Annotated in this window: 21 protein-coding genes and 4 pseudogenes; 7 read left to right on the top strand and 18 right to left on the bottom strand. The window is 68.3% G+C overall.

The genetic code is table 11. From position 1 onward, the window contains the following. Window positions 1-25: 25 nt before the first annotated feature. Together BS83_RS47245 and BS83_RS05775 are read right to left on the bottom strand one after the other, a co-directional pair. Window positions 26-1,951: a putative Ig domain-containing protein gene (locus BS83_RS47245; protein ID WP_063774101.1), complete on the bottom strand. Its 1,926-nt coding sequence runs from the start codon at window positions 1,949-1,951 to the stop codon at window positions 26-28. 603 nt (window positions 1,952-2,554) lie between these two features. Continuing rightward, window positions 2,555-2,704, bottom strand: coding sequence for a hypothetical protein (locus BS83_RS05775; protein ID WP_037601632.1), 150 nt, complete (start codon window positions 2,702-2,704; stop codon window positions 2,555-2,557). On the opposite strand from BS83_RS05775, the gene BS83_RS05770 reads away from it, so the two are divergent. After that, on the top strand, window positions 2,703-4,340 hold the full coding sequence (locus tag BS83_RS05770; protein WP_232248066.1) for a recombinase family protein: 1,638 nt from the start codon (window positions 2,703-2,705) through the stop codon (window positions 4,338-4,340). The two genes, BS83_RS05775 and BS83_RS05770, sit on opposite strands and share 2 nt — an antisense overlap. A 131-nt stretch (window positions 4,341-4,471) precedes the next feature. On the opposite strand, the gene BS83_RS05765 is transcribed toward BS83_RS05770, so the two are convergent. From BS83_RS05765 to BS83_RS05745, 5 genes are all read right to left on the bottom strand, one after another. After that, window positions 4,472-5,893, bottom strand: coding sequence for a replication initiator (locus BS83_RS05765; protein WP_084713161.1), 1,422 nt, complete (start codon window positions 5,891-5,893; stop codon window positions 4,472-4,474). Window positions 5,894-6,026: 133 nt separating this feature from the next. After that, a complete protein-coding gene (locus BS83_RS05760; RefSeq protein WP_037601629.1) occupies window positions 6,027-6,218 on the bottom strand; it encodes a hypothetical protein in 192 nt (63 codons plus the stop codon). Next, the gene (locus BS83_RS05755; RefSeq protein WP_232248065.1) at window positions 6,215-7,585 is read right to left on the bottom strand and encodes an FtsK/SpoIIIE domain-containing protein; all 1,371 of its coding nucleotides are present in this window, start codon (window positions 7,583-7,585) and stop codon (window positions 6,215-6,217) included. Before BS83_RS05755 ends, BS83_RS05760 begins: the two co-directional genes overlap by 4 nt. A 155-nt stretch (window positions 7,586-7,740) precedes the next feature. Then, a complete protein-coding gene (locus tag BS83_RS05750) occupies window positions 7,741-7,992 on the bottom strand; it encodes a hypothetical protein (protein WP_037601626.1) in 252 nt (83 codons plus the stop codon). Next, window positions 7,989-8,414 carry a hypothetical protein gene (locus BS83_RS05745; RefSeq protein ID WP_051942679.1) on the bottom strand — a complete coding sequence of 142 codons (426 nt, stop codon included), beginning with the start codon at window positions 8,412-8,414 and terminating at the stop codon, window positions 7,989-7,991. The genes BS83_RS05750 and BS83_RS05745 overlap by 4 nt, the downstream gene beginning before the upstream one ends. 228 nt (window positions 8,415-8,642) lie before the next feature. Between BS83_RS05745 and BS83_RS05740 the strand changes: the two genes are divergently transcribed. Together BS83_RS05740 and BS83_RS43590 are read left to right on the top strand one after the other, a co-directional pair. Beyond that, a complete protein-coding gene (locus tag BS83_RS05740; RefSeq protein WP_037601623.1) occupies window positions 8,643-9,419 on the top strand; it encodes a GntR family transcriptional regulator in 777 nt (258 codons plus the stop codon). Window positions 9,420-9,428: 9 nt separating this feature from the next. Beyond that, a pseudogene (locus BS83_RS43590) lies at window positions 9,429-9,747 on the top strand (IS630 family transposase); the annotation flags it as partial. A 27-nt stretch (window positions 9,748-9,774) separates the two neighbouring features. On the opposite strand, the gene BS83_RS05730 reads toward BS83_RS43590, so the two are convergent. From BS83_RS05730 to BS83_RS05690, 9 genes and pseudogenes are all read right to left on the bottom strand, one after another. Then, complete coding sequence (locus tag BS83_RS05730; RefSeq protein ID WP_037601617.1) at window positions 9,775-10,812, bottom strand: hypothetical protein; 1,038 nt, start codon at window positions 10,810-10,812, stop codon at window positions 9,775-9,777. After that, window positions 10,806-11,951, bottom strand: a complete 1,146-nt coding sequence (locus tag BS83_RS05725; RefSeq protein WP_232248064.1) for an ABC transporter permease — start codon at window positions 11,949-11,951, stop codon at window positions 10,806-10,808. Before BS83_RS05725 ends, BS83_RS05730 begins: the two co-directional genes overlap by 7 nt. A gap of 68 nt (window positions 11,952-12,019) precedes the next feature. Beyond that, a complete protein-coding gene (locus BS83_RS05720; RefSeq protein WP_063774099.1) occupies window positions 12,020-12,748 on the bottom strand; it encodes an ABC transporter ATP-binding protein in 729 nt (242 codons plus the stop codon). 6 nt (window positions 12,749-12,754) lie between these two features. Beyond that, window positions 12,755-14,395 (bottom strand): hypothetical protein, encoded by a 1,641-nt coding sequence (locus BS83_RS05715; RefSeq protein WP_157596937.1) that lies wholly within the window; start codon window positions 14,393-14,395, stop codon window positions 12,755-12,757. Between the two features lie 130 nt (window positions 14,396-14,525). After that, complete coding sequence (locus BS83_RS05710) at window positions 14,526-15,014, bottom strand: hypothetical protein (protein WP_037601609.1); 489 nt, start codon at window positions 15,012-15,014, stop codon at window positions 14,526-14,528. A 793-nt stretch (window positions 15,015-15,807) separates the two neighbouring features. Further along, window positions 15,808-15,923 (bottom strand): annotated as a pseudogene (locus tag BS83_RS45135) (IS5/IS1182 family transposase); the annotation flags it as partial. 536 nt (window positions 15,924-16,459) lie between these two features. Beyond that, window positions 16,460-17,457: pseudogene (locus BS83_RS43585) on the bottom strand (IS5 family transposase). Window positions 17,458-17,710: 253 nt separating this feature from the next. Continuing rightward, window positions 17,711-18,964: an IS701 family transposase gene (locus BS83_RS05695; RefSeq protein WP_051942678.1), complete on the bottom strand. Its 1,254-nt coding sequence runs from the start codon at window positions 18,962-18,964 to the stop codon at window positions 17,711-17,713. Window positions 18,965-19,549: 585 nt separating this feature from the next. Beyond that, complete coding sequence (locus BS83_RS05690; protein WP_051942372.1) at window positions 19,550-20,566, bottom strand: IS110 family RNA-guided transposase; 1,017 nt, start codon at window positions 20,564-20,566, stop codon at window positions 19,550-19,552. A gap of 175 nt (window positions 20,567-20,741) precedes the next feature. On the opposite strand from BS83_RS05690, the gene BS83_RS05685 reads away from it, so the two are divergent. Then, window positions 20,742-21,065 carry a hypothetical protein gene (locus BS83_RS05685; RefSeq protein ID WP_157596935.1) on the top strand — a complete coding sequence of 108 codons (324 nt, stop codon included), beginning with the start codon at window positions 20,742-20,744 and terminating at the stop codon, window positions 21,063-21,065. A 402-nt stretch (window positions 21,066-21,467) separates the two neighbouring features. Here BS83_RS05685 and BS83_RS05680 read toward each other — a convergent pair whose 3' ends face one another. Continuing rightward, window positions 21,468-22,616, bottom strand: coding sequence for an IS4 family transposase (locus BS83_RS05680; protein WP_051942677.1), 1,149 nt, complete (start codon window positions 22,614-22,616; stop codon window positions 21,468-21,470). Window positions 22,617-22,665: 49 nt separating this feature from the next. Beyond that, window positions 22,666-22,833, bottom strand: a pseudogene (locus BS83_RS48820) (transposase domain-containing protein); the annotation flags it as partial. A gap of 1,012 nt (window positions 22,834-23,845) precedes the next feature. Here BS83_RS48820 and BS83_RS05675 point away from each other — a divergent pair. The 3 genes from BS83_RS05675 to BS83_RS05665 all read left to right on the top strand — a co-directional run bounded on the left by BS83_RS05675 (window position 23,846) and on the right by BS83_RS05665 (window position 25,488). Continuing rightward, window positions 23,846-24,265, top strand: coding sequence for a hypothetical protein (locus tag BS83_RS05675; RefSeq protein ID WP_037601600.1), 420 nt, complete (start codon window positions 23,846-23,848; stop codon window positions 24,263-24,265). 263 nt (window positions 24,266-24,528) lie between these two features. Continuing rightward, window positions 24,529-24,999, top strand: coding sequence for a PH domain-containing protein (locus tag BS83_RS05670; protein WP_037601597.1), 471 nt, complete (start codon window positions 24,529-24,531; stop codon window positions 24,997-24,999). A 285-nt stretch (window positions 25,000-25,284) separates the two neighbouring features. Then, window positions 25,285-25,488 (top strand): hypothetical protein, encoded by a 204-nt coding sequence (locus BS83_RS05665; protein ID WP_157596933.1) that lies wholly within the window; start codon window positions 25,285-25,287, stop codon window positions 25,486-25,488. The last annotated feature ends 33 nt before the right edge of the window (window positions 25,489-25,521 follow it).

Below are 25,521 nucleotides of genomic sequence, written 5' to 3'. Positions count from 1 at the left end.
GCCGCCGCTGATCAGGTCAGGGCGATCAGGCGACGGTGACGTCGTCGTAGTAGGTGTAGGTCGGGTCGCCGGCGTAGTTGTCGTCCTTGTTGGTGAGCGTCAGCGTGTAGCTGTGGCCCGCCGTGACGGCCGAGGAGACCTTGGTCCAGGCCGAGGAGCTCGCGCAGGTCTTGGCCAGGACGGTGGTGGTCACGCCGGTGGTGTTGTCCTTCAGCGTCGCCGTGGCCCAGTCGTAGGTGACCGTGTCGGGGCAGGTGTTGCTGTAGTAGAAGGACATGGTGCTGCTGCCGGTCGGCGCGGTGAAGGTCTGCGCCGCGGTCGAGGTGGTGCTGGGGTTCGTCGAACCGAGCATCGCGCCGTAGCTGCCCGAGTGGGCCGCGCCGGAGATCACCGTGGCGTTGCCGGTGGTGGTCCAGCCGGTGAAGGCGCCCGCCTCGAAGCCGCCGTTGGTGACACCGCCGCCGGTGCCGCCGGTGCCGTTCTCGGTCCAGGAGAAGGTGGCGGAGCCGGTGGCGCTGGTGGTGTCCGTCGCGGTGACCGTCACCGAGGAGGTGCCCGACGCGGTCGGCGTGCCGGAGATCAGGCCGGTCGAGGAGTTGATCGACAGGCCGGCCGGGAGACCGGTGGCGGAGTAGGTCAGGGTCTGACCGCTCGCCGAGTCGGAGGCGCTCATCTGCAGCGAGGCCGCGGTGCCCACGGTGCCGGTCTGGGTGCCCGGGTTGGTGACCGTGACCGTGTTGCCGTGGGTCAGGATCGTGTGGGTGATCGCGCAGGAGTTGGTGTCGTTCGACCAGCTGGCCTGCTCGGCGTAGGTGCCGAAGGAGCCGAACGAGACGTTGGCCGCGCCGCCGGTGGTGCCGGGCTGGAGCCACGCGCACTCGTCGGAGTTCTCCTGGCCGTTGTAGGACGAGCCGGAGACGTGGTTGGTCCAGCCGCCCGCCGGGTTCTGGTCCGACATCATCTCGTGCCACTCGTGGCCGAGGGTCATCGTGTAGCCGTCGAGCTGGCCGGCCGAGCCGGTGCCGTTGACGAAGCCGACGCCGCAGTTCTGGCCGGCGTCGATGTTGTAGGGCTGGTTCGAGAAGGCGATGTCACCGTAGGACGAGGACGCCGCGCCACCGGAGAGGGTGGTGTCGCCGTTCCAGTCGTGCCAGGCGCAGTAGCCGGTGTTGGGGTCCTGGTAGCCGTCCGGGTCGGTGCCGTGGGGCGACAGGACGATGTAGTAGGCGTCGCGGTTGGCCGCGGCGGTGGTGTTGCCGAAGTGGCCGGCCGCGTTGATGGCCTCCTGCGCCAGCTGGTGGCCGGTCGCGCCGGACGGCGAAGCCGCGGAGTTGTCGTACCAGACGCCGGAGAGCACGCCGCCGCTCTGGTACGGGATGAAGTTGGCGTTCGACGGGCAGCTGGTCGCACCGGCGGCCACGTTCGGGCCGTCGCACCACTGGGTCAGGTCCGCGGACCACTTCTCGCCGTTGGTGCCGATGCCCTTGAACATCTGCTGCACGGCGCTCGCCGCACCGTACTGGTCGCCCGAGAACTTGGCGTTGCCGTTGGCGTCGGTGGTCTGGGTTCCCCACTGGGTTCCGTAGAAGACCAGGTAGACCTTGGAGTGACCGCTCTGGACGCCGATGCCGTCCACGCCGCCGCCGTAGGACAGCGTCTCCTGGCCGGTGGCCGCGGCAGCCGCGCGGTGCGCGATGCGGGCACGCTGCTGCGCCTCGTACTGCTTGATCCCGGGGATCTTGCTGGCGTTCAGCGACGGGCTGTACGGGTTGTACTCGTTGTCGATCGGGCTGGCGCCGACCATGGCCGCGTTGTGGTGGGCCTGGCCAGAGGCGTGGTGACCGCCGGAAGAGGCCTGGGCCGGACCAGCCAGGATGGCGAGGCCGGCAGCGGCCAGGGAGAGCGAGGCGACGCCGGCTATGGCGGCGCCTCTGGTGCGGGAGGTGCGCATGTGGGGAGTGATCCTCTCTCGTCACGGACGCTGGGGAAGAGGGGTGCGTCCGCTTGCCCTGGGAGAATTCGCAGGTCGGATCAGGTCGCGAACACCAACTCCGCTGATGCGCACTAGAGTTGGCACCGTGTCACCACTTGGTGTGGTGCTGATCGATCTGGGGCGAAAGCAAACCAGGGTTGACGAATCTGGGTCAATAGGCAATTCACAGGGAGCAAGCTCTCAGGCGGCGCCCGGATGAACAAACGGCAAGCTCAGCGTGGTACAACGCGCGTAGCCCGCCGCTTGGTGGTTTTTGTCTCCCCCGGCCGGGGGATTGAAGGTTCGTCCACGACTGTGAGAAGTAGTCACCACCCCAGCCGCCGGGGAACATGCGCGGCGTGCGGGCCCGGGTCCCTTTCGTGCCGATTCCGACCGGCTCTCCCCTGGCAGGACAAGCGTCGTTCGGCAACGCATCACCGGGACCGCCCGGCGCCCGCGGCCTGCAGGATCATGCCCCGCTCCCCCGGGAACACCGCCGGCCGCGTGGCTCCGACGGCAAAAAGGGTCAGTGCGCGCACTCCCCCCAGACCGCGCGCACTGACCCTGGCTCGTGTCCGACCGTCAGTCGACGACCGGCAGGTAGACCCGGTTGCCCGCGGCGGCGAACTCCTCCGACTTGGCCCGCATGCCGGCCTCCGCCGCGGCCGCGTCGTCCGCGTCGACCGCGAGGTCGGCGCCGTACTCGTCGCGGATGCTCTGGGAGATCTTCATGCTGCAGAGCTTCAATTCAACCAATATAGAGCTAACGTCATGTCAGAAGCTCTACATGCGGCGGAAGGGGCCCGACATGGCTACGCGAGACGAGAAGGTCAACAAGCTTCGGGGTTTACCCCCCGATCTTCCCAGCGTGGAAGAGGTCAAGGCGCTCCTTGCGGCGAATCCGCAGATGAAGTGCATAGTCTGCTACGCCCGCATCTCCTTTGACGGACGGGTCAAGGACGCCCACGGCGTCGAGGACCAGCACCGCGGCCTCAGTGCCCGTGCCTCCGCTCTTGGATGGTTGGTCGTCTATCGCTACACAGACAACGACAAGAGCGCGAGCAAGGAAAGCGTCACCCGCGACGACTTCGAGCAGATGCTCGCCGACCTGGCCGGCGGGCACACCCCCGAGGGCTATCCCATCCACGGCGTCATGGCAGTCAATGACGACCGCCTGTACCGGCGGCCAGGCGACTGGGAGCGTTTCCTTCGCGCGTTCACGACCTACGAGGAACGTGTCTACTGGGACTCCAACGGTCTGCAAGATCTCTACGCAGAGGGCTTTGAGATCAGAGGGCTCCTTGGTGTCGCCATGTCGCTGGCCGAGACCCGTAAGAAGCAGCGTCGCTCACGTGCGAGCCATCACAGCCGCGCCATCCGCGGACAGTCAGTAGCAGCATGGCGGCCATTTGGTTGGGCAGACGACAAGCTGACCCTGCGTCCCGACGAAGCGGAAGCCATCCGCAGAGCCGTACGTGACGTCATCGCTGGAGCGTCGATTTCCGAGATCACTCGACAGTGGAAGGCGGCCGGATTCCTGACCGCCCGAGGAAACCTCTTCCAGTACCAGAGCGTGAAGCAGGTGCTTCTCAACGCACGGTTGTGCGGGTACCGCGAGATCAAGGGCGAACTCGTGCGGGACACGGACGGACAGCCGATCGTCGGCGAGTGGGAAGCGATCGTCTCCCCGAAGGAGTGGTTTGCCGCCGCAGGCACGATCCGGTCTCGCGGGGGTAGCGGGCAACCTGGCGGCCCCATGGTGCACAAGTACCTGCTAACCGGCATCCTCCGGTGTGGTGCCCGCAAAGAGGATGGCACGGTCTGCAACCACCCCATGCAGGGCCAGAAGGCCGTGAAATGGGTGAAATATGAGCACGGCTACTTCTGCCGCAAAACGGTGGACGGCGGGTGCAATGGGACCTTCAAGCGTGGCGACGAGACGGACAAGCACATCACGAATCTCGTACTCGCCAAGCTCAAGGAGGAGGCCTCCGCTGTTCAACAGGACGTTCCAGCATGGGGCGGCGCAGCCGACCTTGAACGGCTGACCGCCAGCCGCGCTGACCTGGAACAACGATGGCAGCGGGGCGACCTGGACAATGAGTCTTTCTTCCGACTCCTTGCGGGCCTCGAATCGCAGATCAAGGAACTGCGCAGCGACCAGACCCGACACCTCGCGCTGCAAGCCGCAGCGGAGGCCGCCGCCGTGGACATCGTTGCTGAGTGGACCCGGAGCACCCTGACGCAGAAGCGCACTCTGATAAAGAAAGTCCTGCATGCCGTCGTCGCAGTCCCGAGCGGCCCAGGGAACAAGAAGTTCAACGTTGACCTGCTCACTCCCGTGTGGCGCGACGCGGGACAAGGGTGAGTCCAAGGATCTGCCCGATCTCCCGCAGCTGCTGGCCGCTCAGGCGCGGCGCGGTGGCCAGGTGCCTCTCTATCCAGCGCCGCGCCGACTCGTCGTCGCAGAGACGGTCGTTGTCGTCTCGTTTCCGGGGCTCAGACATCGACGCTGGCCGCCTTGAGCAGCGCTAACAGCGCTACGTGATCCGCGTGTACTTGCTCGGCAATCGCGGCCTCAGCCGAGGTGTGTCCTGCCCCAGCAAAGGACCAGGCAGTCTCGGCAAACGTGTCCCCCTCAACGCCGTGCGTGTAGAGGCCGCCTCGATGCCTGGCGCGTTCGGCGCGCAGTTGTCCGTAGGTGGTGGAGTAGGTGCGGCTTTTGGTGAGGCAGTGTCCGCGGTAGCCGAGGGTGTGTGCCCAGGCGTGCAGGTTCAGGTGGGCGAGTTCGGGCACGTCGCCGAGCCGCCAGCAGGTGCCGACCAGGGCCCGGGTGTGGGGGCCGACGTGGAGGTGGGGGATGCGGTCGGGGTGGTCGATGCGGTGGTCGATGGCGCCGGAGTCGTGGGCGCTCTTGGTGGTGTACTTCGCGACGTACGCTGCCACCCGCTCATCCGTGAGCCGTCCGCCGGAGTCGGCGCGCAGCGGGTGGACGTCGAGTTGTTCGCCGTAGGCGAGGTGGCGGTGCCCGTAGGCGGGTGAGGGGGGCGCGCTGAGCCTGACTGCGCCGGCTGCGGTGCGGATGGCTCCGGTGAGCAGGTCGGTGGTGGCCCAGGGCGGGGGCGGGGTGTCGGGTCCCTCGGGTCCGTCGAGGCGGATGACGGTGTGGAAGTGGATCGCGCCGCGGGCCTGGTACTCGGCGACCTTGACGGCGCTGATCCGCACCTGCTTGCGGATCTTCGAGCGGCTCACCTCGGCCGCCGCCGCGAAGTGGTGGTAGAGGTTGTCGCTGAACGCCCCCCACAGGCGGGGTGCGTGGGCGTTCCAGAGCACGTGGCCGACGTAGTCGTAGCAGGCGGGGCAGAGCGCCTGCCCGACCTTCGGGTCGTCGCCGGTGTGGGGGGTGGTGCAGCGGCGCGGCAGTCCGTGGCGGCAGGTGCCGCGCCGCCGAGTGTGGCAATCGCCCATGCGGTGGACCGGTCCGAAGGAGGGGGCGGTGAGGGTGGCGAACACGCGCGGGTGGTCGCGGACGTGTTCGGGGATGCCTTTGCCGCCGGCCAGGCCGGCGCGGACGAGGTGGTAGCTGTCTCCTTGGTGGAGGCGGGAGCAGGAGGGGCAGCGGCCGGCGCGGCGGTTGCGGCAGCGGATGGCGAGCCTGCCCCCGGGTTCTCCCGTGGTGCTGTACTCGCGCAGCACGGCCCCGGTGAGGGTGTCGCGGGTGGTGGTGTGGCCTCGGATGTAGATCGGGTGGGCGCAGCCGCCGATGTTCTCGATCTGCTGGAGCCAGCGCCCCAGGCCGGGCATCTGCCCAAGCCGGACGAGGTCCTGCTCGGTCTCGTCCAGGGCCGCGATCCGGTCGAGCTGGTCGAGGTAGGCCCGTCGGGCCTCGGGACTGTCGTACGGGTTGCTGCTGGTGGTCATGGTGGGTGTCTCCAGGGCGGGTGGGGCCGTAGCCCCGGCCGCCACCCACGAACGGGCAGGCAGCGGCCGGCGGCCACGGCGGGGGCTGGGTGTGGGTGGGCTGGGTCGGATGGCATGGGAACTCCAGTTCGATCTAGTGGTTGTGGGTGAAGCCGGTGACGAGCCACTGCACGGTGTAGGCGAGGACGTTCCCGAGCGGGGTGCGGGCGAGGTAGAACCCGAACACGGTCAGCAGGACCGCTTGCCAGGTGCGCAGTTCGCCGGAGCGGATCAGCAGGAACACCACCACGGCCAGGAAGGCGACCAGCGGCATGGCGAGCGTCATTCCCCGATCACCCCACTCACCGCGTCCACGTCACCGGGGTCCTGGTCGGCCGGGATGTCGGGCTTGGCCGGGTGGGCGCCCAGCGCTTCGGGCATGGCCGGGGCGGGGTGGTCGCCGAGTGGCGGCAGGGCCGGGGTCAGGTGGGCGTGTTTGAGGGAGGTTTTGCGGGCTTGGTCGGGGGTGACCAGGCAGGAGCGGGCCCGCATGACCTGCCCGTCGGCGTAGGTGACCATCACGCCCTGCTGGGTGTGGCTGATCTGCTGCGCGGCGATCACGGCTTCCTTGCTGATGTCGCCGAGGACCATTTCGGCGGTGGCTGGGTCGTTGACGCGGTGGCAGACCCGGCCGCCGAGCTGCGCCCGCAGCGCGGTCACCCCGGCCCCGAGGTCGGAGCCGACCCGCTGGCCGGCGATCACCAGGTGCACGCCGAGGGCGGCGCCGAGCTGCGCCAGCCGCAGCAGCGCCGTGGCGACCCGGCCGACCTCCGCCTTCTCCGCGGTGGTGGCCATGAGGTAGAGCTCGGCGACCTCGTCGACGAGCACGATCACCGGCACCGGCCGGGACTTCTCGTCCAGTTCCCAGATGGAGCGGGCCCCGGCTTCCCGGCAGAGCCGCATCCGGTCCAGGGCGAGGTCGACGAGGTAGTCGAGCAGGTCCGCCGCCTCGGCGCGGGTGGTGGCGAGCGCGGAGAGGCGGGGGGCGAACAGGCTCAGTTCCATGCCGCCCTTCAGGTCGATGCCGACCAGGGCCAGGGGCTGCCGGGCCCACTCCGACACCAGCGCGGCGATGAGGGTGGATTTGCCGGAGCGGGTGGCGCCCACGATCAGCCAGTGCGGGATCTCCCGCAGGTCCACGGTCCAGGTGAACCCGTCCTCCCATTGCCCGACCGCCGCCCGCAACAACTGCCCCCGGTGATGCGCCGGAACCGTCGGCCTGGCCAGCGGATCCCACGCGATCACCCGCAGGTGGACGTAGCCGTACTGCTGGGAGTGGACGTGGACCCGGAAGACCCGGAAGGCGTGGCCCATGGCCTCGGCCGCCGCCGCGTACTGCTCGGGGACCTGGCCGGGGTGCATCTTCACCCGCACCACCAGGCCGCCGTGTTCGACCTTCGGCCACCCCAGCCGGGGCGGCGACGGCTTGAGCGCCCGCCCCTTGACCACCAGGTCATCCCCGAGCAGGGCCCACGGGGGGCGCTTGGCCACGGCGAGGTTCTGCAGGTCCGTCAGCTTGCGCCAGGTCCACCAGATCCGAGCCACCGTGAGCGGGGCCCCGATCAGCCGCCACCACACCTGCGGCCAGCGGGCGAACAGCCACGGCGACAGCACCCGCAACACCACAAACCCCGCCGCAAACACGATCACCACCGTGAGGAACACCGGCACACCCACCGACCCACCACCAGACACGGCCGGAGCAACCGGGACCGCGCTGGCCGCAGCCGAAGCGAGAGTCGAGTGCCGGGCCAGCTCGCACGCCACCCCGACCAGCCCGCCGCACCCCGGCCCGACGTTGACCCCGCTCACGCCGCACCGCCCCGCATGTCGGGGGCGCCCAGGTCGAGGGGCGGCAGGTCGACGCCGTTCTCCGCCATCTCGTTGCGAAGCTCGGTCTCCAGGTCGCAGGCGAGCCGTCCCGCGTCGGTGGCCATCGGCGCGATGACCGCGAGCAGGAACCGGTACTGCCCCTGCTCCAGCCCGCCGTGCAACTCCTCGCCCAGGGAGGCAAGATCGGACAGGCGCTCGCGTAAGTCGGCCCAGGTACGCCCGCTCACTTCGCCGCCCCCTTCCCCGCAGCCGGTGCAGCCGGTGCAGCCGGTGCAGCCGGTGCAGCCGGTGCAGCCGCGGGCACGCTCTCAACCGAAGCCGGCGGGATGGGGATCGAGGGACCGGGGAGTACCTTCGCGGCGCGGAAGGACAGGCCGGAGCGGCCGTTCATCTCCCACATGAACGCTTCCGGGTCGACCAGTTCCACGTACATCCCCGGTGCGATGCCCTCCGGCTCGCCGGACACCGCGACCTCGATCAGCCCGGCCCGCTTGGCGTCCGGCCGCACGGCGACGCCGACCGTCCAGACGGCGATGCCCTCGCGGTCGGTCTTGATGACGCCGGTCTCCGGGTCGGTCTTGCACTCCACGGACACGCACAACGCCCGCCCGAGCCGCCCCGCGTGCAGCGGCAGATTCTTGATCGACACCCTGTGAACCTCGCAGATTCCACAGACAACATTGGTCAGTTGTCATGATGAATATTGGCGAGGTCGAGGATGCGCCGACTTGACCGCAAGCGCAAGCACATTCATGCTGACAACTGACGATTGAGGTCGGGTGCACCAGGCCCGATCAGCATGAACGGGTTCGAATAACCGTTCGATAACGAGGAGGGTCGGCCCCTGCCGGCCACGCCAGCGAAGGGGGCGGCACCCATGGCGATCATCAAGGCCCAGGCGCTGTACAAGCAGGTAGCAGCCGAAATGCGACGCTCCATCGCCCAAGGCGAATGGACCCCAGGCCAGCAGATCCCCACCGAAGACAAACTCTGCGCCCTCTACGACGTCTCCCGCCCCACCGTCCGCCAAGCCGTCGCCGCCCTACGCACCGAAGGCCTCCTCGACGCCCAGCAAGGACGCGGCACCTTCGTCGCCACCCAGAACCCCGCCGGCACGACCCCCTACCCCCGCGACGCCGATCCCACCGCGCACGGCTGGACCATCAGCGACGACGCCTCCGCCACCCGCCTGCGGCTCAACGCCGACCAGGCCGCCGCCCTCGAACTTGACGAGGGCGAGGCCGCGTTCTGCGTCGACCGCCTGCTGATCCACGAGACCAGCGGAGCCCGCGTGCTACACCGCACCGTCCTGCCCATGGAACGGATCACCGGCACCCCCCTCGCCAAGGCGCCGGCCATGCCGCCTGCCAAGGCGTACGCGGCACTGATCAAGGCCCACGGGCCGGTCGAGTGGCGCGAGTCCGTCACCGCCCGCATGCCCCAGCCCGACGAAACCAGCGCATTCCAACTCGACCAGCCCAAAACCCTGTTGATCGCCCAGCGCGTGACCGCCGCCATGGGCACGGGGCAGCCGCTGATCATCGAGACCACAGCCGCGCCCGCGGATGCCACCCGCTATACGTACAACCTCACCCCTGAAGCCCCGGCATCCCCTACCCGGACCGGCACCAGAAACCTACGACCCGTGTCGTAGGGCACCAAGCACTACGACACCCACAACATCGCCGAGGTCCGGGCGTGGCTCGCGAAGCACTCGCGGTTCCACGCGCACTTCACCCCGACCAGCTCGTCCTGGATCAACCAGGTCGAGCGCTGGTTCGCCCTGCTCACCGACAAGCTCGTCCGACGCGGCGTCCACACCTCCGTCAAGGCCCTCGAAGACGACATCAAAGGCCTGGATCGACACCTGGAACCCCAACCCCAGGGCATTCACCTAGACCAAGGCAGCCGACGAGATCCTCAAATCCCTCGCCGACTACCTCGCCAAGATCAACCCATCCAGCAAGGCAACAGAGCAGTAATTACACTCGTGATTGCGGCGCATCACACTAGCTGGCGTCGAGCAGTGTCCCCGGCAATGAGAAGGTACTCACGGTGCCGTCGGTCAGGTTGACGGCGGCCGCCATGGTGTCGTGCGTGAGGATCTCCGTACCCGAGGCGGAGGTCATGCCGTCGACACCCGAGAGCCCGCTGATGGAGGTGCGCCCGAGTTCGCGTTGTCCGTCAGGGGAGAGCCGGATGAGTTCCACGCCCTGCGGCAGGACCACTGCTGCGAGGAGACCTTGGGGGGTCGACGCGATGCGAGCGATGTCCCCGGTCGATGCGGCGACTACCGTGGCGGGTCCCTGGTGCGTGACGTGCAAGGTCACTTTTCCGGTCGCGCCGTTGGTGCTGCCTCCGACTGCAAGCTGTCCTGACGCACAGTCCAAGGCCTGAGCCTGGAAGCCGTTGAGGGAGGCGGCGGGGCTGAAGGTGAGACGCGCGGGGTCGAGCGTAGAGACCCGGGTGTCGGTGTTGCTGACCTGCGCAATGCACGCGCCGCCCGGGCCGCCTGAGGCGAGCGTTGCGTCGAAGGGCGGCACCAATGCCTCACGCTGGTGCAAGCTTGCTGGATCGAGCACCAGTGCCTGGCCATGCGACGTGCTGGAGGTGGCTGAACTCGCCAGGCCGACCGCGGCACTACCCGCGCCCAGAAGGGTGTGACCGCTGGGAAGCGTGCCCACACCGGTCAGACCGTGGCCCGCGGTGTCGACGGCGTAGACCGTGCTCGCGTGTCCGTTTTTCTTGGGGATCGTCACCATCCAGCGGCCGTCCGTGAGCCTCGTGATCCGGGGGCTGAGCACGTCGTCGTCGTCCGACTGACTCGGCACGACGGCCAAAGGCTCGGCACGATGGGCACGAGGATCGATTCCCACGACTGTGGTGAGCCCGTTGACCTTGGCGAGGACGAAGACCTGCGCACCGGACCAGTCGTTGCCCAAGCTCACGCCACCCGGATCGCAGGCTCCGAGCAGCGGCAGCATCGTGGCGGTGGCGGCGGTGGCGAGGGCGGCGCGGAAGCGGATGTTCGGCAAGAGGTTCACCATTCGCTGATGGCCTCGCTCGGCGCGAGACGGGCGGCACGACGGGACGGAAGCCAGGCACCGACCACAGTGACGGCGGCAGTCAGCAACAGCAGGCCACACAGCAGACCGAGGCCGGGCAGCGGGACGCTGTTCGGCAGGTAAGGGGCGAGCTCGGGATCGCCTCGCAGCGCCGCAGTCGAACCTGCCGCACCGCCGATCCCAAGGACCGCACCGACTGCGGCGCCAAGCAGGGCGACCCCGGCCATTTCGGTCAGCAGCATGACCAGCACCGAGCGGTTGCGGAATCCGACGGCCTTGAGGATGCCGATCTCTCGGACACGCTGCCGGGTGACCGCGCCGCTGACAACGAACGCGCCGACGAGTGCGATCACGCCGAGGACCGCGACGAGCATGCGGCCGGCCGAGCGGATCAGATCCAAGACACCGGGAAGGGCCGTCAGCTCCTGTTGGAGCGCCGTCGCGGCATAGCCGCGCTGCTGGACCGCGGCGAGAAGTGTGGGTACGTGGGCCGCTGAGTCAGCAACGAGGGTGACCTGGTCGTAGCCGACGACGCTGGTGTACTGGTTGACGGCGACCCCTTCGAGCCCTGCTGCCCAGTGGATCACGGTTGCCGAGTCCGCGTAGGCGGCCGAGGGGCCGTCGATCTGCCAACTGCTGTCGAAGAGGCCGACGACGGTGACCGAGTCAGTCTGTCCGGTTCCTCCGTTGGTTCCGGTACGGCGGTTGACGGATACCGTGATCCGCTTGCCGAGCAGTGGGCTGAGGTCGCTGCCCTGACTGTGCGCGGGAAGCACCACCTCCCCGGTATGCAGCGGGAAAAGTACCGGCCTGATGGAATGAACCACCGGCGGGAGCAGTGAAGGGCGCACGGTCGTGGCGTACAGGAGCACACCGGGAACGGTTGCGTCCTTGTACCCGAAGGCGACCTGAGCCCTCGGCTCCACCGAGGAGACGTGCGGGAGATGCGACAGCTCGGACAAGGCCGCGTCACCGAGCAGTTTGGTGTCAGGGCGGTCCATGAGCCGGTCCACAGTGATGCTGCGGTTGGCCGCGCCTTCCTGGACTCGGTCGTGTGCTGCCTGGCCGGCGCTGCTGGAAACGGCCAGCGCGGTGACGCACAGGCCGACCGCGAGGGCCACCAGGACGGACAGGCCCGTCAGCCGTCGCCACAGCGCGCGGGCGTTGGCGAGGGCGAGCAGAATTGGGTTCACGACTGCTCCACAGGCAGGATCGGGTCCGCGTCTGGGGCGGCGGCACTGGGAACGGGCGTCGGGGCGCCGTCGACCATGCGGAATACACGGTCCGCCCTGGCCGCTACGGTGTCACTGTGCGTGATCAGTAGGACCGCGCGACCTTCTGCCGCCAACTCCCGAAAGAGATCGAGGAGCTGTTCTTCGTTGGCCGCGTCAAGATTACCGGTCGGCTCGTCGGCCAGAAGCGCCTGAGGGTCGTTCACCAAAGCCCGCGCAAGAGCCACACGCTGCTGCTCGCCGGCCGACAGCTGGCTCGGATGGTGCGTGGCACGATCAGCCAGGCCAACACGCTCCAGCAGTTGCCCTGCCCGCTGGAGGCCGACCCGTCGCGGCCCGCGGAAGGGGAGCGCAACGTTGAGGACCGCACTGTGCTGTGGGAGCAGGTTGAAGGACTGGAACACGAAGCCAAGGGTGCGGGCGCGTAGATCGGCGCGCGCGTCGCCCGACAGAGACCAGGCGTCGTTTCCCGCGATGAGGACCTCTCCCGCGTCGGGGGGTGTCAGCAGGCCGATGACCTGCAGCAGGGTGGTCTTGCCCGAGCCGGAGCGACCCACGAGCGCGGTGACCTCGCCCGCGGCCAGGGACAGGTTCGCTTCTCGGACTGCGTCGATACGTCGCTGGTGCAGGGTGAACGACTTGCTGATCCCCCGGGCCTGTAGCGGGGGCATGGTGCTGTGTTCCATGACGTCCTAGTTCGGGGTCGGGTGGTTGGTGGCGAGCGGCAGCTTGCCGTCGAGAGCCAGCTCAAGTCTCCAGACGGTCCACGTGGTCACCAGATCGCAGCCGTCCACACTGTCCGCCTGGTAGAGGTCGGGAAAGTCGTCGCAGCCGCGGCGCGGGTCGATGAACCGCTTCACGGTGCCGCGTAGGGCGGGATCCATGTGGCCTCCGGTCACGAGCAGGTACGCCTGAACCACGGTGGCGTACGAGCGTGCGGACGGGAACCTCTCCGGATGCTCGGCCCAAGGCAACAAGGCCGTTCCGGACACCCATGCGGGCAAGCCGTGCGTGGTCCCCCCGTCCGAGAGTCCGGTGACAAGGGTTGCTGCTGCGACGGCGTGCTGAACGTCTGCGAGCCCCCAGGGCGCCGCGCCCGGCGCCGCAAGGTGGACGCCGGCCGCCTGGCAAGCACGAGTCAAGCGCGTCCATTCCTCGATGTTGTCCACAGTGACGGAACGCGGGATGACACCGGTCGTCCTGCAGTCGGCGCTGGCGTCGGCGGAGGCCTTTTTGTCCCCGGCCAGGACCCGTGCCGTGTCCGTGACCAGCTTGGCGACCGGATCGGCAGCGACGTGCGGATCCCCCTCTGCTGTTGCCAGTGCCTGCGCCAAGGACGGGTCTGCGGTCTTCTCGCCAGCGAGTCCCCGCAGAAGCAAGGAGTAGAGAGATGCCTCAGAATCCCCGATGTACGCGCTGGGATCGCGAACCGAGCCGTCAGGGAGGACGTCGGCGGAGAGGCGCGACCGCACCGGATCGAAGGCCGACGGGCCTGCGCCCGCGGCATGCGCAACCACCACAGCGGAGTAAAGGTCGGGATAGGAGAGGGTATCGGCGTTGTGCTCCAACACCTCCGTCCACACAGCAGCGCTCAGGCCCGCCACGGTTCCCGACACGGACTCCCGGTGGATCACCACGTAGGCGTAGGAGCCGACGAGCGCCTGATAGCGCTGAGGGCCGGTCAGTGACGTGAAGTCGCCAACCGCAGGCGCCTTGGCCGCCATGAGACGCTCCGGGACCGTCCCGCCCAACAACCGCAGGCCGATTGCGACCTCGGCTGACGTTCCATCGAGTCCGGATTCGGTACCCGCAACCGACTTCAACCACGGCAGCGTGGCAGCCCGGTCCGCAGGGGTGAGACCACCAATGGCCTGCAGCACCTGCAGCGCCGCCACGGTACCCGCGACCCGACTGGTCACCGTGTCGTCGCCCGGCTTCGTGCCCGGATCGGTGAACCAGCCCTGAGGGGAGCGCAGCTTCCGAACCGCATCCGTGTCCGTGGAGTCCAGCAACCCTTTTGCGCCCGCTGCAACCAGTGGCGCAAGCCATGCCCGGCCGACGAGCGGGGAGACGGATATAGCCTCGCTGCGGAAGAAGGCACTTCGTTTCGCGTTGGGGTGCATTTGGACCCCATCGGCAATCTCCGCACGAATGAGGGCAGCGTATGAATTGTCTTCTGGGCCGGCGGGCTCATCGCGGAGGAATGGCTGGTAATAGAGACCATTCCGACTGCTCTTCAGCAGTGCAAGCTCATGCCCGACAGGCATCGCATCGGTGGATGGCGAGTCGGAACCGCAGCCGGAAAGCGGCAAGAACAGCAATGCGGTGAGCATGACCCGGGCGGCTGCGCGCAGGGCCGAGCCCGGGGCGGGGCGGGGCATCTCTGGTTCCAGGTGTCGAGGGCGGGTAGCGTGTCCGATCGGCGTGCCGGGGTAGTTAGCGTCTGCCCCGGCACGCCAGTTCTCAGGCGGCGCCCGCGTACACGCACTTCTCCGAGACGGAGATGCTGCTGTTGACCTTCGCCGAGCCACAGCTCTGGGTGGACACGTAGACCGTCGTCCAGCCCGGCGTCATGAGGCCGCTGAAGTCCGCTTCCCAGTTGTTCGTGTTGGTCCAGGTCACCGAGCCGAGCGACTTGCTGGTCCAGCTGATGCCGGCGCTCGGGCTGGAGGAGATCGTCAGGCTCGCGCTGATGCCGTGCGCTTCGAGCGACGCCTTGTTGCGGATCCACGAAGCGTTGTACGGCGAGCTGCCGAGCAGCTTCGTGGACGTAGTCCAGCTGCACGCGTTGACGTAGGTCCCGCAGTGCCAGGCGTTGACCTGGAAGACGTCGCCGCCCGGCAGGTTCCAGTTGGTGGACGCGGTGGTCGCGTTGGCCGACCCGGTGCCCAGCGTGAGCGCGGCCAGCGTGGCGGCAGCCAGCCCCGCCGCAGAGCGCATGGAAATGCGCATATTTAGTGCTCTCCTTCAGTCGAGTTCTCATGTGGCAATGACGTCGACGTCGGATCGCAAGGATCAAGCACGACAAAGCCTTGCCGTGCCCCCCGTTGATCGCCCGGTGAAGTTAGCACGTCTACAGGCACATGCCAAATGACCTTCGTCACATCAGCAGTACGCGTTTCGATGTGCGGCTCACCGCAGTCAATAGTCGCAGCAGGGTGACTGAACCGGGTGTCGGTCCGGTGGCGTTCTCTGCTCGCCTTTGCGTGGCTCCTTAGCGATCAAGCACAAGAATGGAGTTGGCCTCCTGCGATTGCCGTGACTCCGTCAGGGCAACCCAGGCCGATCACCCGCTGGACCGTGACGGCGCTCGACGCGATGCGCACGCCCAGCGCCCCTGCAGTCCGGGCTCCGAGACGAGTCAGGGTATGTTGCGTCGCGTTCGCGGACTACTGGCCGATGGCTGCATGCGAGCGTGCGCCGGGTGATCACGGCTGAGGTACAACCAGCAGCACCGACACGAAGGGTGACGTCCCCCTCTGCGCCGAGGCGCACCAGGCAGAGCCGTCGCCGCTCGACCAGCGACAATCCCGCCACGCTATCCACGGGTGGCGACGTGATCAGGCAGGCGGGGCGGGCTGACGGCACATCGAAGCTCCGGCGGTCAGGGCGACTTGGGAAGGCAACCGCCTTCAACCCCAGCTTTGTTGCAATCGTGACCGGTCCGCCTCGGTGCTGCCGTGACCTGCAGACCGGGACTTTGAAACGGTCTCGGCGGTGAGGGGGTCGGTGATCCGGTGGGTGCGGCGGCCTTGATGTCGTGGACCGCGCCCGGCAGGGCCGGTGATGCCAACAGCAGGCGCCCGAACGGGTCGGTGTGATGACCTGCACGTTCAGGCCGTGCCGTTTGTGTTTGTCCGAGTCAACGTGCTGAGGATGCGGCCTGGCCACCTACAGTTTTCGCGCAGGTGGACCCCAGCATTTCTCGCTGACCTGCGGGGGCCGCGACGATGAGATCGGGTTTCAACTCGTGCGCACCAGCCACTCCACTGGGGTGCTGGGTGGTGTCACCACTCACTACGAGTCCAACGGCACAAAACACGCGTACACCATGCCTATGCGGATCGCGATGTGCGCGCCGGGAGACACACAGGACATCTGCCCGGGGCCCCGCTCAGCGCCTGACGAGAAGTGCTGTAGCGCACGACCGGCCTCGGAGACGAGCTGTCGGAACCTGTCTTTACATCCTCAAGCGGCGGCGCTGGCGCGCCGCCGGGCGGCCCGTGCCGCCCTCGGCCGGGCTGCGGCCTTCGGCCGGTCCCGGCCGAGCGGCAAGCCGCCCACTTCGCGATGAGTGGACGATCGTCCGAATGCTTGTGTCTAGGTTCAGTTGATGCTTGACGATTCGGCTTCAACCGACGCTTGACGCTCGGGCTAGGGCCTGTTTGGAGTCGCGATCATGTGGCGGGGCGGAGGCTGCGCATCCAGATGATGGATCCGCGCAGTTGAAGCCCCGCCATGTAGCTCTCGGGCGTCTTGTCGTAGCGGGTTGCCAAGCCTCGCCAAGCCCGGATCTTGTTGATGCAGCGCTCCACCGTGTTGCGGTCCTTGTACTGGTCGGCGTCGTGCGAGACCGGTCGCCCGCCGGCGCTTCCGCGCTTCTTGCGGTTCGCGGCCTGGTCAGCCTTTTCCGGGATCACTGCCTTGATACCGCGTCTGCGCAGGTAGGCCCGGTTGGCCCGCGACGAGTACGCCTTATCGGCGGCCACCGCATCGGGTCTGGTCCGCGGACGGCCGACGGGCCCGCACACCCTGATCTCCTCCAGCACGGCGACGAACCGAGGGCTGTCGGCGGCCTGCCCGGGCGTCAGCACGAAGGCCAACGGGCGACAGCGAAGGTCTGCCGCAAGATGAACCTTGCTGGTCAGTCCGCCACGAGAACGCCCGAGCGCCGCTGCCTTGAGTCGGGCACGGCGGCGCCGACGTAACTTCCGGCGCTCAGCCCGCTTCGTCTCCAGCTCTGCTGATGTCGTGGTCACCGGGGCGGTTTGCCCGGTTTCCGATGCCCCTTTTCCTCCGCTGCGGCCTCTTCCAACGCCGCCAGCACCTCGGGGTCGACCACCATCCCCGCCGCGTCGTGATGCGCGCGAGCCACGGTCGAATCCACGCTGACCAGCGACATGTCCGCCTGACCGCGCCGAGCGGCCTCCGTGATCATCGCCTCCATCAGCGCGGCGAACACACCCGCGTCACGCCACTGGGCGAAGCGGTCGTAGACCGTCTGCCAAGCACCGAACTCAGTCGGCATCTCCCGCCACTGGCCACCGCTGCGGAACTTCCAGATGACGCCCTCGAACTGGTCACGAAGCCGCTGCGGATACGGGCCGAACCGGCCGATGGGCAGGAAAGGCTCGACCAACTCCCACTCGCTGTCGCTCAGTTCGCGTCGCGTCACAGGAGCGTTCTACCAGCCCGGCCCAGCTCGCGAGGGCGAACCGAGCAAGACTGATCACAACTCCAGACAGGCCCTAGTACTCCAGCAGGACTTTGCTATCTGACCTGGGGCGATGCAGGCGGAGTGGAGTGTAGTCAGGGTGCCAGGCGTCAGGGGCGGCTTCGTGTGGGCTGCCCCTCGATCGTGTGACTGCGCCGTCGGTAGTGGCTGCGGCGGGCGACGGCCTGGCGTCGTCGACGCCAGGCGGACCAGCTCAGCGCGTGAGTGCGGGGCGAGCGCCGTGGCGGACACGGGCCACCGCCGCCGCCAACTGCCAGGAGCCTGCGGATCTCCGCCACGGTGAGGTCGACCAGGGTGCCGGAACCGTTTCTGCAGCCCCTTTTGACGCCGCGGCGGCCGCCATCGCGGCCAAGAACGCGTGCGCGAGCATGGCGAGCGTGATGTGCCGCATCCAGCCGGTGTAACGGCGGACTTCGTACTGATCCAGACCGCATTCGTTCTTCGCGGCCTGGAAGCACTCCTCGATCGCCCACCGCATCCCCGCGATCCGCACCAACTCCGTCACGGTGGTCTCCGGCGGCGCGTAGGCGAGGTAGTAGGCGATCTCGTCCGGCTTGGCGATGCTGCGGCGGGCCATCGCCCAGCGTGCTCGGACCAGGACCTCGCCCTGGTAGTCGTACTCCGCCACGGCCCGCAGCCGGATCGCCGCCCAGTCGTAGACGCGCGGGCCCTTGGCGCCGTCACCGCACGACATCCGCTCCCAGGCCTCGTCCGGGGCCTGCGCGAACAGCCAGTCGATGCGGGGACCGCCCAGGCTGAACTGGGACTTGGGCACCGCCAGGACGTAGCCGACACCGGATTCCTCCAGCAGCCGGCGGAAGCGTCCCTCCTGCCCATAGGCCGAGTCCGCGGTGACCCAGGCGATGGGCAGATCGGAGCCCAGCGCCCGCAGCACCAGCCGCTTCGCCAGCTCGCCCTTGGTGCAGAACTCCCGCTCGTCGGGGATCCTCGCCGCACGGCAGCGATCGCGGTCTTCGGTCCATGACTTGGGCAGGTAGAGCTCACGGTCGACCAGGGCCCGGCCCCGGACGGAGGCATAGGCGGCGAACACTCCGATCTGGCAGTTCTCGGTCCGGCCGGCGGTGCCGGAGTACTGGCGCTGCACCCCGGCGGAGGTGGTGCCCTTCTTCACGAAGCCGGTGTCGTCGAGGATCAGTACCCCGTCAGGCTCGCCCAACCGCTCGGCGACAAATGCCTGCAGGTCATCGCGGATCTCGTCCGGGTCCCACGCGGCCCCGGCGAGCAGATGCTGCAAGCCGTCGGGGGTGCGGTGACCGGCCTGCTCGGCCAGCTGCCAGCTGTTCTTCCTGGCGACTGGAGCCAGCAGGCCGCGCACGTAGTCCCGCATCCGGCGCCGCGCTTCGACGCGACGGAAGCGGTGTCCCACGGTCAAGAAGAGTTCGTCCAGTTCGCGGTCCCACGTCTCGGCGACGGTCTCGGTGATCACATCGAGAGGCTGCCCCGCCGCAGCCACTACCGACGGCGCAGTCACACGATCGAGGGGCAGCCCACACGAAGCCGCCCCTGACGCCTGGCACCCTGACTACACTCCACTCCGCCTGCATCGCCCCACCCATGAAGGCCGAGCCTGTCAAGCACGCGTTGGGGTGTGACCTCGGGTTTTTCGGTGGCCGGTGTCGAGGTCGCGTGGTGGATACCGCTCCCCTCTTGGTCGCGGCATGAGCGATGACGCGTGGGAGGGGGTCCAGTTGGAGCGCCCGGAGCCCTGTGAGGAACGAGCGGGCGAGGACGAACGAGCTGGAGCCCGACGAGCGGCGTCGCAGACTTGCCGACTGAGGGAGCGTGAAGTTGTGTTCGGGCGGTGGTGGTCGTTCGCGTAGTGGTTCCCGTGTATGCGGTCGGCGTGAGGGTTCACATCCACCCATTCGGCGTCTGGCCGGCGTGGGCCGGCGCCATGACCGTGGTGCGGGGGTCGGGGCTGCTCAGTCAGGTCATCGAGCGCGGCAGGGCCGTCTCATGGGGTAGATGCGAGCGCGCCCCGGGGCTTGCGGGCGACCAGTGCGGGAAAGTGTCATCGCGTGGCTCGCTTCCGGCCGCGCGGGTGGTCGTGCTCGGCGGCCTGGAGCAGGTGGTAGGCGCGGGTGAGGAGCTTGCGGGCGATGGCGGTGGTGGCGATCTTCTTGCCGCGGCGGGCCGCGATGGCCTGGTAGGTGTCGGCGAAGTCGGGGTGCCGCTTCGCGGTCTGGGCGGCCTCGCACATGATCCAGCGCAGCCAGGTGTCGCCCTGCTTGGAGATGTGCCCGTGGTGGACGGTGAGATCCGAGGCGCGGACGGTCGGGGTGAGTCCGGTCCACGAGGCGAGCTTGCGCGCCGAGGGGAACCGGGTGACGTCGCCGACCTCGGCGATGATGACCAGCGCGGTGAGGGTGCCGACCCCGGGCAGTGCGGTGAGGGTCTTGACTCGGGGGTCGCCGCGGGCGTGCGCGGCCAGTTGCGCGTCCAGGGCGTCGATGGGGACCTGAATGGCGTCGATCAGCATGAGGAGGTCGTCCACCACCCGGCGGGAGGCGTCCGGCAGGTCGAGCGCGGCGAGCCAGGCCCGCCCCGGCGCGGTGGCGAACCCGCCGGCCCGGTCATGGCCCCCGTCCGCGAGCACCGCGTGGATGCGGTTGCGCAGCAGCGTCCGCAGCCGCACCAGCTGGAAGCGGTGCCGCAGCAGGGCCCGCTGCTGCCGCACGTCCAGTGGCGCGATCCAGGCCTCCGGCAGCAGGTCCGCGCGCAGCAGCCGGCCCAGCGTCGCGGCATCGACCTTGTCGTTCTTCAGCCTCGCGGAGGCGATCGCCTTGCACCGCAGTGGGTGGACCAGGTGCGGCTGGTAGCCGTAGTCCTCCAGCATCTCGACCAGCCAGCCCCAGCCGTAGGCGGCCTCGAAGGCGACCGGGGTGCCGATCGGCAGGTCCCCGATCACCCCGAGCACCGTCCCCACCCCGTTGGACACGTTCCGGTTGATCCGGACCGCGCCCTCCTCGTCCAGCACCGCGATCTGCGACCGCTTGCGGTGCACGTCGATCCCGACGTAGACAGACATTGTCGGGCCTCCTTCCCGATCTCGTGTGTACCCGGACGATAAGCACCGCCGGGCTGAGCACGGAAGGGGGCCCGGCCCTCATAGGGTCAGGTCAGATAGCAAAGTCCTGCTGGAGTACTAGACGATCTCCGTTTGGGCGCTCACGCCGAGGCCGGACCGTGACAGACTCCGGGTCGTGGACCACGAACTTGGTGCGGAGATGCTTGGCACGGGCCTCACGTTCCCGCCGAGCCTCGGGGCGGTGGTGCAGCGCACCGTCGCCAACGGCGAGTTGCCCGCATTGGTCGTGATCCACGACCCGGACGGGGACTGGCTGGTGGGTGACGGAATCAACGACCCCAACGTCCCCGACGCATGCGGCATCTACTGCCTTGCCCACATCGCCGAGAGAGACCCCGCTATCGCGCAGACGGCAGGACTGCGGTCCGGCTTCGCCGCCTATCGAGACGATGCCAGGCTGCCATGGAGGGTGGAACCCTTCGCGTTCGGGGACGAATAGCCAAGCCGAGGAACGCGGTGTCAAGCATCACCCGAGACCGGACACCCGGCTTCGCCAAGCATGCTGTGATGACTTTCTCTACTGAATCAAGACGACCACGCCGCGCCATGCGCGGCGCGGCCCGCCCCGCCGCTCGGGCCCGCCTCCGCTTTTAGGCTCGGCCGGGCCCGGCGGCGGGCGGCCGCCGCACAACGACGAGCCACCCCAGTGCAAACCCCCACAAGGGGCGGTCGCTGAGCGCGATCAACAGCCTTTTCGCAGAGCGGACGCGGGGACCGCCAACAGTCGAGCCAGCCAGCGGCGGCGCCTACGGTCACGAGGAAGGTCACCGCGCAGGTCCGGAGCAGCAGCAGTCCGCCGGCCAACCGCAGATCATGGGGCTCCGCCCCAATGTCGTTCTGATCAACCGGGTTGGTAGGGGAGCAGGGTGATGCGGGCGGGGGTGGTGGGTGTGGTGACGGGGGTGCCGGGTGGGGCGGGTCGTCGTCCTTGGAAGCGGTGGCGGATGCGCTTGACGCGGCGTTCGCTGGTGCGGGGGCCGCGGCTGGGATTGCGGTAGCGACGAAGGTCGGCTGCTATCGCCCGGGCGGCGTCGGCTGCTTCGCGGACGGTGCGGGTGAGCTGGCGGATCACGCTGCGGCGGACTTGCTTGAGGACTTGGACGAAGGAGATCCGGGCCGGGTCCTGGCCGCGGGCGTCGGCGATCAGCGTCGTCAGCCGGGTGAGGGCGTGGTTGAGGGTGAGGTGTGCCCAGATCTCCTGGACGACCTGGTCGGGGTGGTGGGAGCGCAGGACCGCCGCCCGTTTCATCTGCAGGGCCTTCAGTTGGAGGATTCCGACCTCGCACTGCCAGCGTTCCGCGTACAGGGCCGCCAGCTCGGCGGCCGGATAGACCTCGACGTCGAGGAGGCTGGTGAACAGGCGGATCTTCTCGCCGCCGAGGGTGTACTCGATCACCCGCACGGTGACGTGGGCGGCGTTCGCCTGCCCGACCCGGCCGTCCTCCCACATCTCGGCGAGGTAGCTGCCGTCGGGAAGCGGTCGCGTCCGGGCTCGGGCGATGTTCGACTTGCCCCGCATGACGACAGCGGCCCCGGAGGCGAGGAAGTCCAGCCACAGGGCGACGCCGGAAAAGCCCCGGTCGAACAGCACGAGATCCCCCGGTCCCAGTAACTGGGCCAGTTCCCCGGCCAGGCCGCGCTCGCCGTCGTGGTAGGTGCCGACCCGGGCGCCACGGACCGCCCGTGTTCCGGTCTCCACCAGGACCACGACCCTGGCCTGCGGGTAGCCGCACACGAAGATCTCGCCCTCGCTGTTGCGGGTGGTCGGGCCGCCGAAGAACACCCGGTTCTCCGTGCTGTCGGGCACTTCCAGCTGCAGTCCGTCCACCGCCCAGGTCCGCAGGCCCCGCCAGAACGCGCCGACCGTCGCCGGCGAGGAAGCCGGCGCGGCCACCCTCTCGAACACGGCCCGCATCGCCTCCGGACCCAGCCGACGGCGAGCCCCCAGCAGCGCGGACTTCGCCGGAACCACAGCGGCCAGCTCCGGCACCGGTCAGATCCACCGCCACGTCCTCATAGGACTGGTCCGGGAACAACGCCAGCGCCAACTCGTAGTACACCGCGAACCGCATCGGCAACGGACCCGCCCGCCGGGACCGATCCAGCGTCCGCCCACGAACCGCCTCGTCCACCAGCTCCCGGGGAATGAACTGCGTCAACTCCCCTAACGCCACCCGGTCCGAGAGCCCTGTCCACGCATGCCCCATACACACCCAAACGAGCCCGCCCCACCCGACGAAACGAGGTGTCAGTGGCGAGTTGGAACTCCCCGCTGCGGCTATCTGCTGGGGAATCAGCTGGCCGCGCTGACGGATACTGTCCGTGACGGCACTTTCACTTCGGCACCGCGGCCACGGTCAGCCTCGTCGGCCGCGCTGCCCTTGCGGTCGTGTGACGAGCCACGTCGCGCCGGCGGATGCAGAAGTTGCCGTGACCATCGCTACTGCCCAGGTCCACGATCCCTGTTGCAGCAGCTGCCCGAGGTCAGCGTGCCAGGGCATCGAATGAGTGGTCGCGAACCCCGTGCTGATGAAGCCAGCAAGTCCCGCCGAGAAGGCCACATGGCGTCGATCCTCGAATCGGCATCGCACGATCCGCCAGGTCGGAGTGCGTCCCCAGCGAAGATGCGCTGCACCGCACGCCGTCTGGGACCACATCAGAACGAGGACGGGTGTCCCGATCCAGAACAGCAACGGCACTGTCAGCCCTCCTCGAAGGTCAAGGAGGGCATCCTTACACGTCGCGTGCCGCTGCAACATCGCCGAGGCATAACTCTGCGTGATACCCAAGGCAGGCCGGGGACCACACCTGGCCGCGTGCGCGTAGGGCTAGCCGGCCGTACGCGGGGAAAGGATCTTGGCCTCTGTTATACGAGGCAAGCCCCCGCCGCGAAGTTGATCAGAACGACATTGGGGCTCCGCCCCAAACCCCGGCCCTCCTCGGAGGGGCCACGCTCCGCAGAGAGAGCTGCGGTGGTGGTGGGTTGGGGTTGGGGGTCGTGGGGTGGTCCCTCCTCGATCGCGCACCGGAGGCGTACCGGGAACCTCCCAGGGCCGCCAGGCCAAGCCCAAGGGTCACGCGGTGAGCCTGGCGGCCCTGGGAGAACCCCGGCTCGGCAAAGCTGCCCGATCGAGGAGGGACCACCCCACTCAGGCTCTGTCTCTGGCGCAAGCTAACGTCAGTCCCCACTGATCACCGTATGCGACCCCAGGAGGCAACGTGCGACTCCGCTTGAGTTACGCGGCAGAACCGGAGAACGCCGCGCTATTCGCGGCCGACGTAGTCGCCCTGGCGGGCCGAGTCAGCGGAACCGTGCTCGATTACACGCCGGGCAGTCTCCGGCAGGTGGACGAGATCCTTGACGGCATTCGGGAGGATGGGACCACGAGCGATGACATCCCCGAGACGATGTTTAGCTTCGGCTGCTACATCGGGGAGGTCATGACGCGTCACGGGGGAGGGGCTTGGCGACGGCCGTCGGAGCAGGAGGCGTCCGTATTTGGCGTGCCGATGGTTGTCGAGATGCCGTCCAAGTGCAGCTACAACCCGATTGGAAAGGCGTTCAAGCGGCTGGACAACGGCCCTGAAGACAGCGTGAGCTTCTTCTACAACGTGGCCACCACGGAGGACCCGAGCTAGACGCGTGCCAGATCCGTGCCAGACGGGGCGGTATCTGAGAGGTCCCCAGAGGGACTCGCGGGGAGTCGCTCGTGAATATCCGAAGGTGGCGCGACACCAGGTCAGCCTAAGGTTACCTAGACGGAGCCTCCTAAAGCCGCTGTCGCAGGCTGGACAGCCCCAGGAGCGTCCTTCTCGATCGGGAACACAAGACGGGGCAGAGCATCGGCGAAGATCCGCCCGCGTGCTAGCGTGCGGCCCCACGGCAGTGGAGGCTGAGGCTGATGGAAACCCGGTACCGGGGCACGCCGCAGATCCGGCGGGGTGGCTGGCAAGCATTGGCCGTCATGCCTCTGGTCGTGGCCGGCACTGCACTGCTGCTCAGCTTCAAGGGTGGTTTCACGTGGAGGCACTTCCTCGTGCTCTGCGCCGTCACCGGGCTACTCGCCGCCCCGATCGCGCTCTACGTCTTGGCACGCTTCTTGGGATCCACCATCGTCGACGACGAAGGCATCCACACGCGCGGGTTCCTGGTCCGTCGCGACCTTCGCTGGGAGGCAGTGCTTTCTCTGGAGGTGGCCGCGATGGACAGGGGTAGCGGCTACGCACTGCATGCCGGACTCGGGAAAGGTCGGTTGGTGATCCTCCCCGGCGTTCTGGCCATGCGCGAAGATGAGCCGAGCTTTGTAGCCAGTGTCGAGGCCATCCAGTTGGCCCGGCGCGAGGCGGCGCAGCGACACGAGGCTTCCCGGTAGCTGACGTACTACAGCGACGTACCGCAACCCCGGCGCCCGCGGACAGTGGACGAAGTTCGGTTCGATCTCGGGCAGTATCTGAGCGAGATCGAGAGGGCGTACCGGGAATGGATCGACGCTGACGGCCAAGATCCGGACCAGTCACGGACCAGACCCCCGGACGCATCAGGGGCGAGATGAATCCGTGCAGACCAGGAGGCTAGTCCCTCCAGTTCGCGGAGCCGACTGTAAAGCCGTCGCCGAAATGCCTCGCGTGCTCCGGCCTCTACACGGCACTCTCCTCCCATGAGCCGTTGGAAGTTGTACGACAACTGGGCCGCCGATCTGGCCGGCCTGACCGTTGAGCAGCTCATCGAGCGTCGAGACTTCGCCGATCAGCGGCAGCGGCAGGCGGACGCCCGGGGGAAGGGCAGGAATCCCAAGGCTGCACGGGACTGGCGCGTGAAGCGGCAAGCAGTCGATGAGGAGCTCCGCCGGCGCGGGGCCTGAGTGCAAGTGCTGCCAGCACGGAAGTACAGCAAC

The sequence above is a fragment of the Streptacidiphilus rugosus AM-16 genome (assembly GCF_000744655.1).
Classification (GTDB): Bacteria; Actinomycetota; Actinomycetes; order Streptomycetales; family Streptomycetaceae; genus Streptacidiphilus; species Streptacidiphilus rugosus.
The sequence above is the reverse complement of the archived record's forward strand: the minus strand, read 5'-3'. Positions and strand labels throughout refer to the sequence as shown.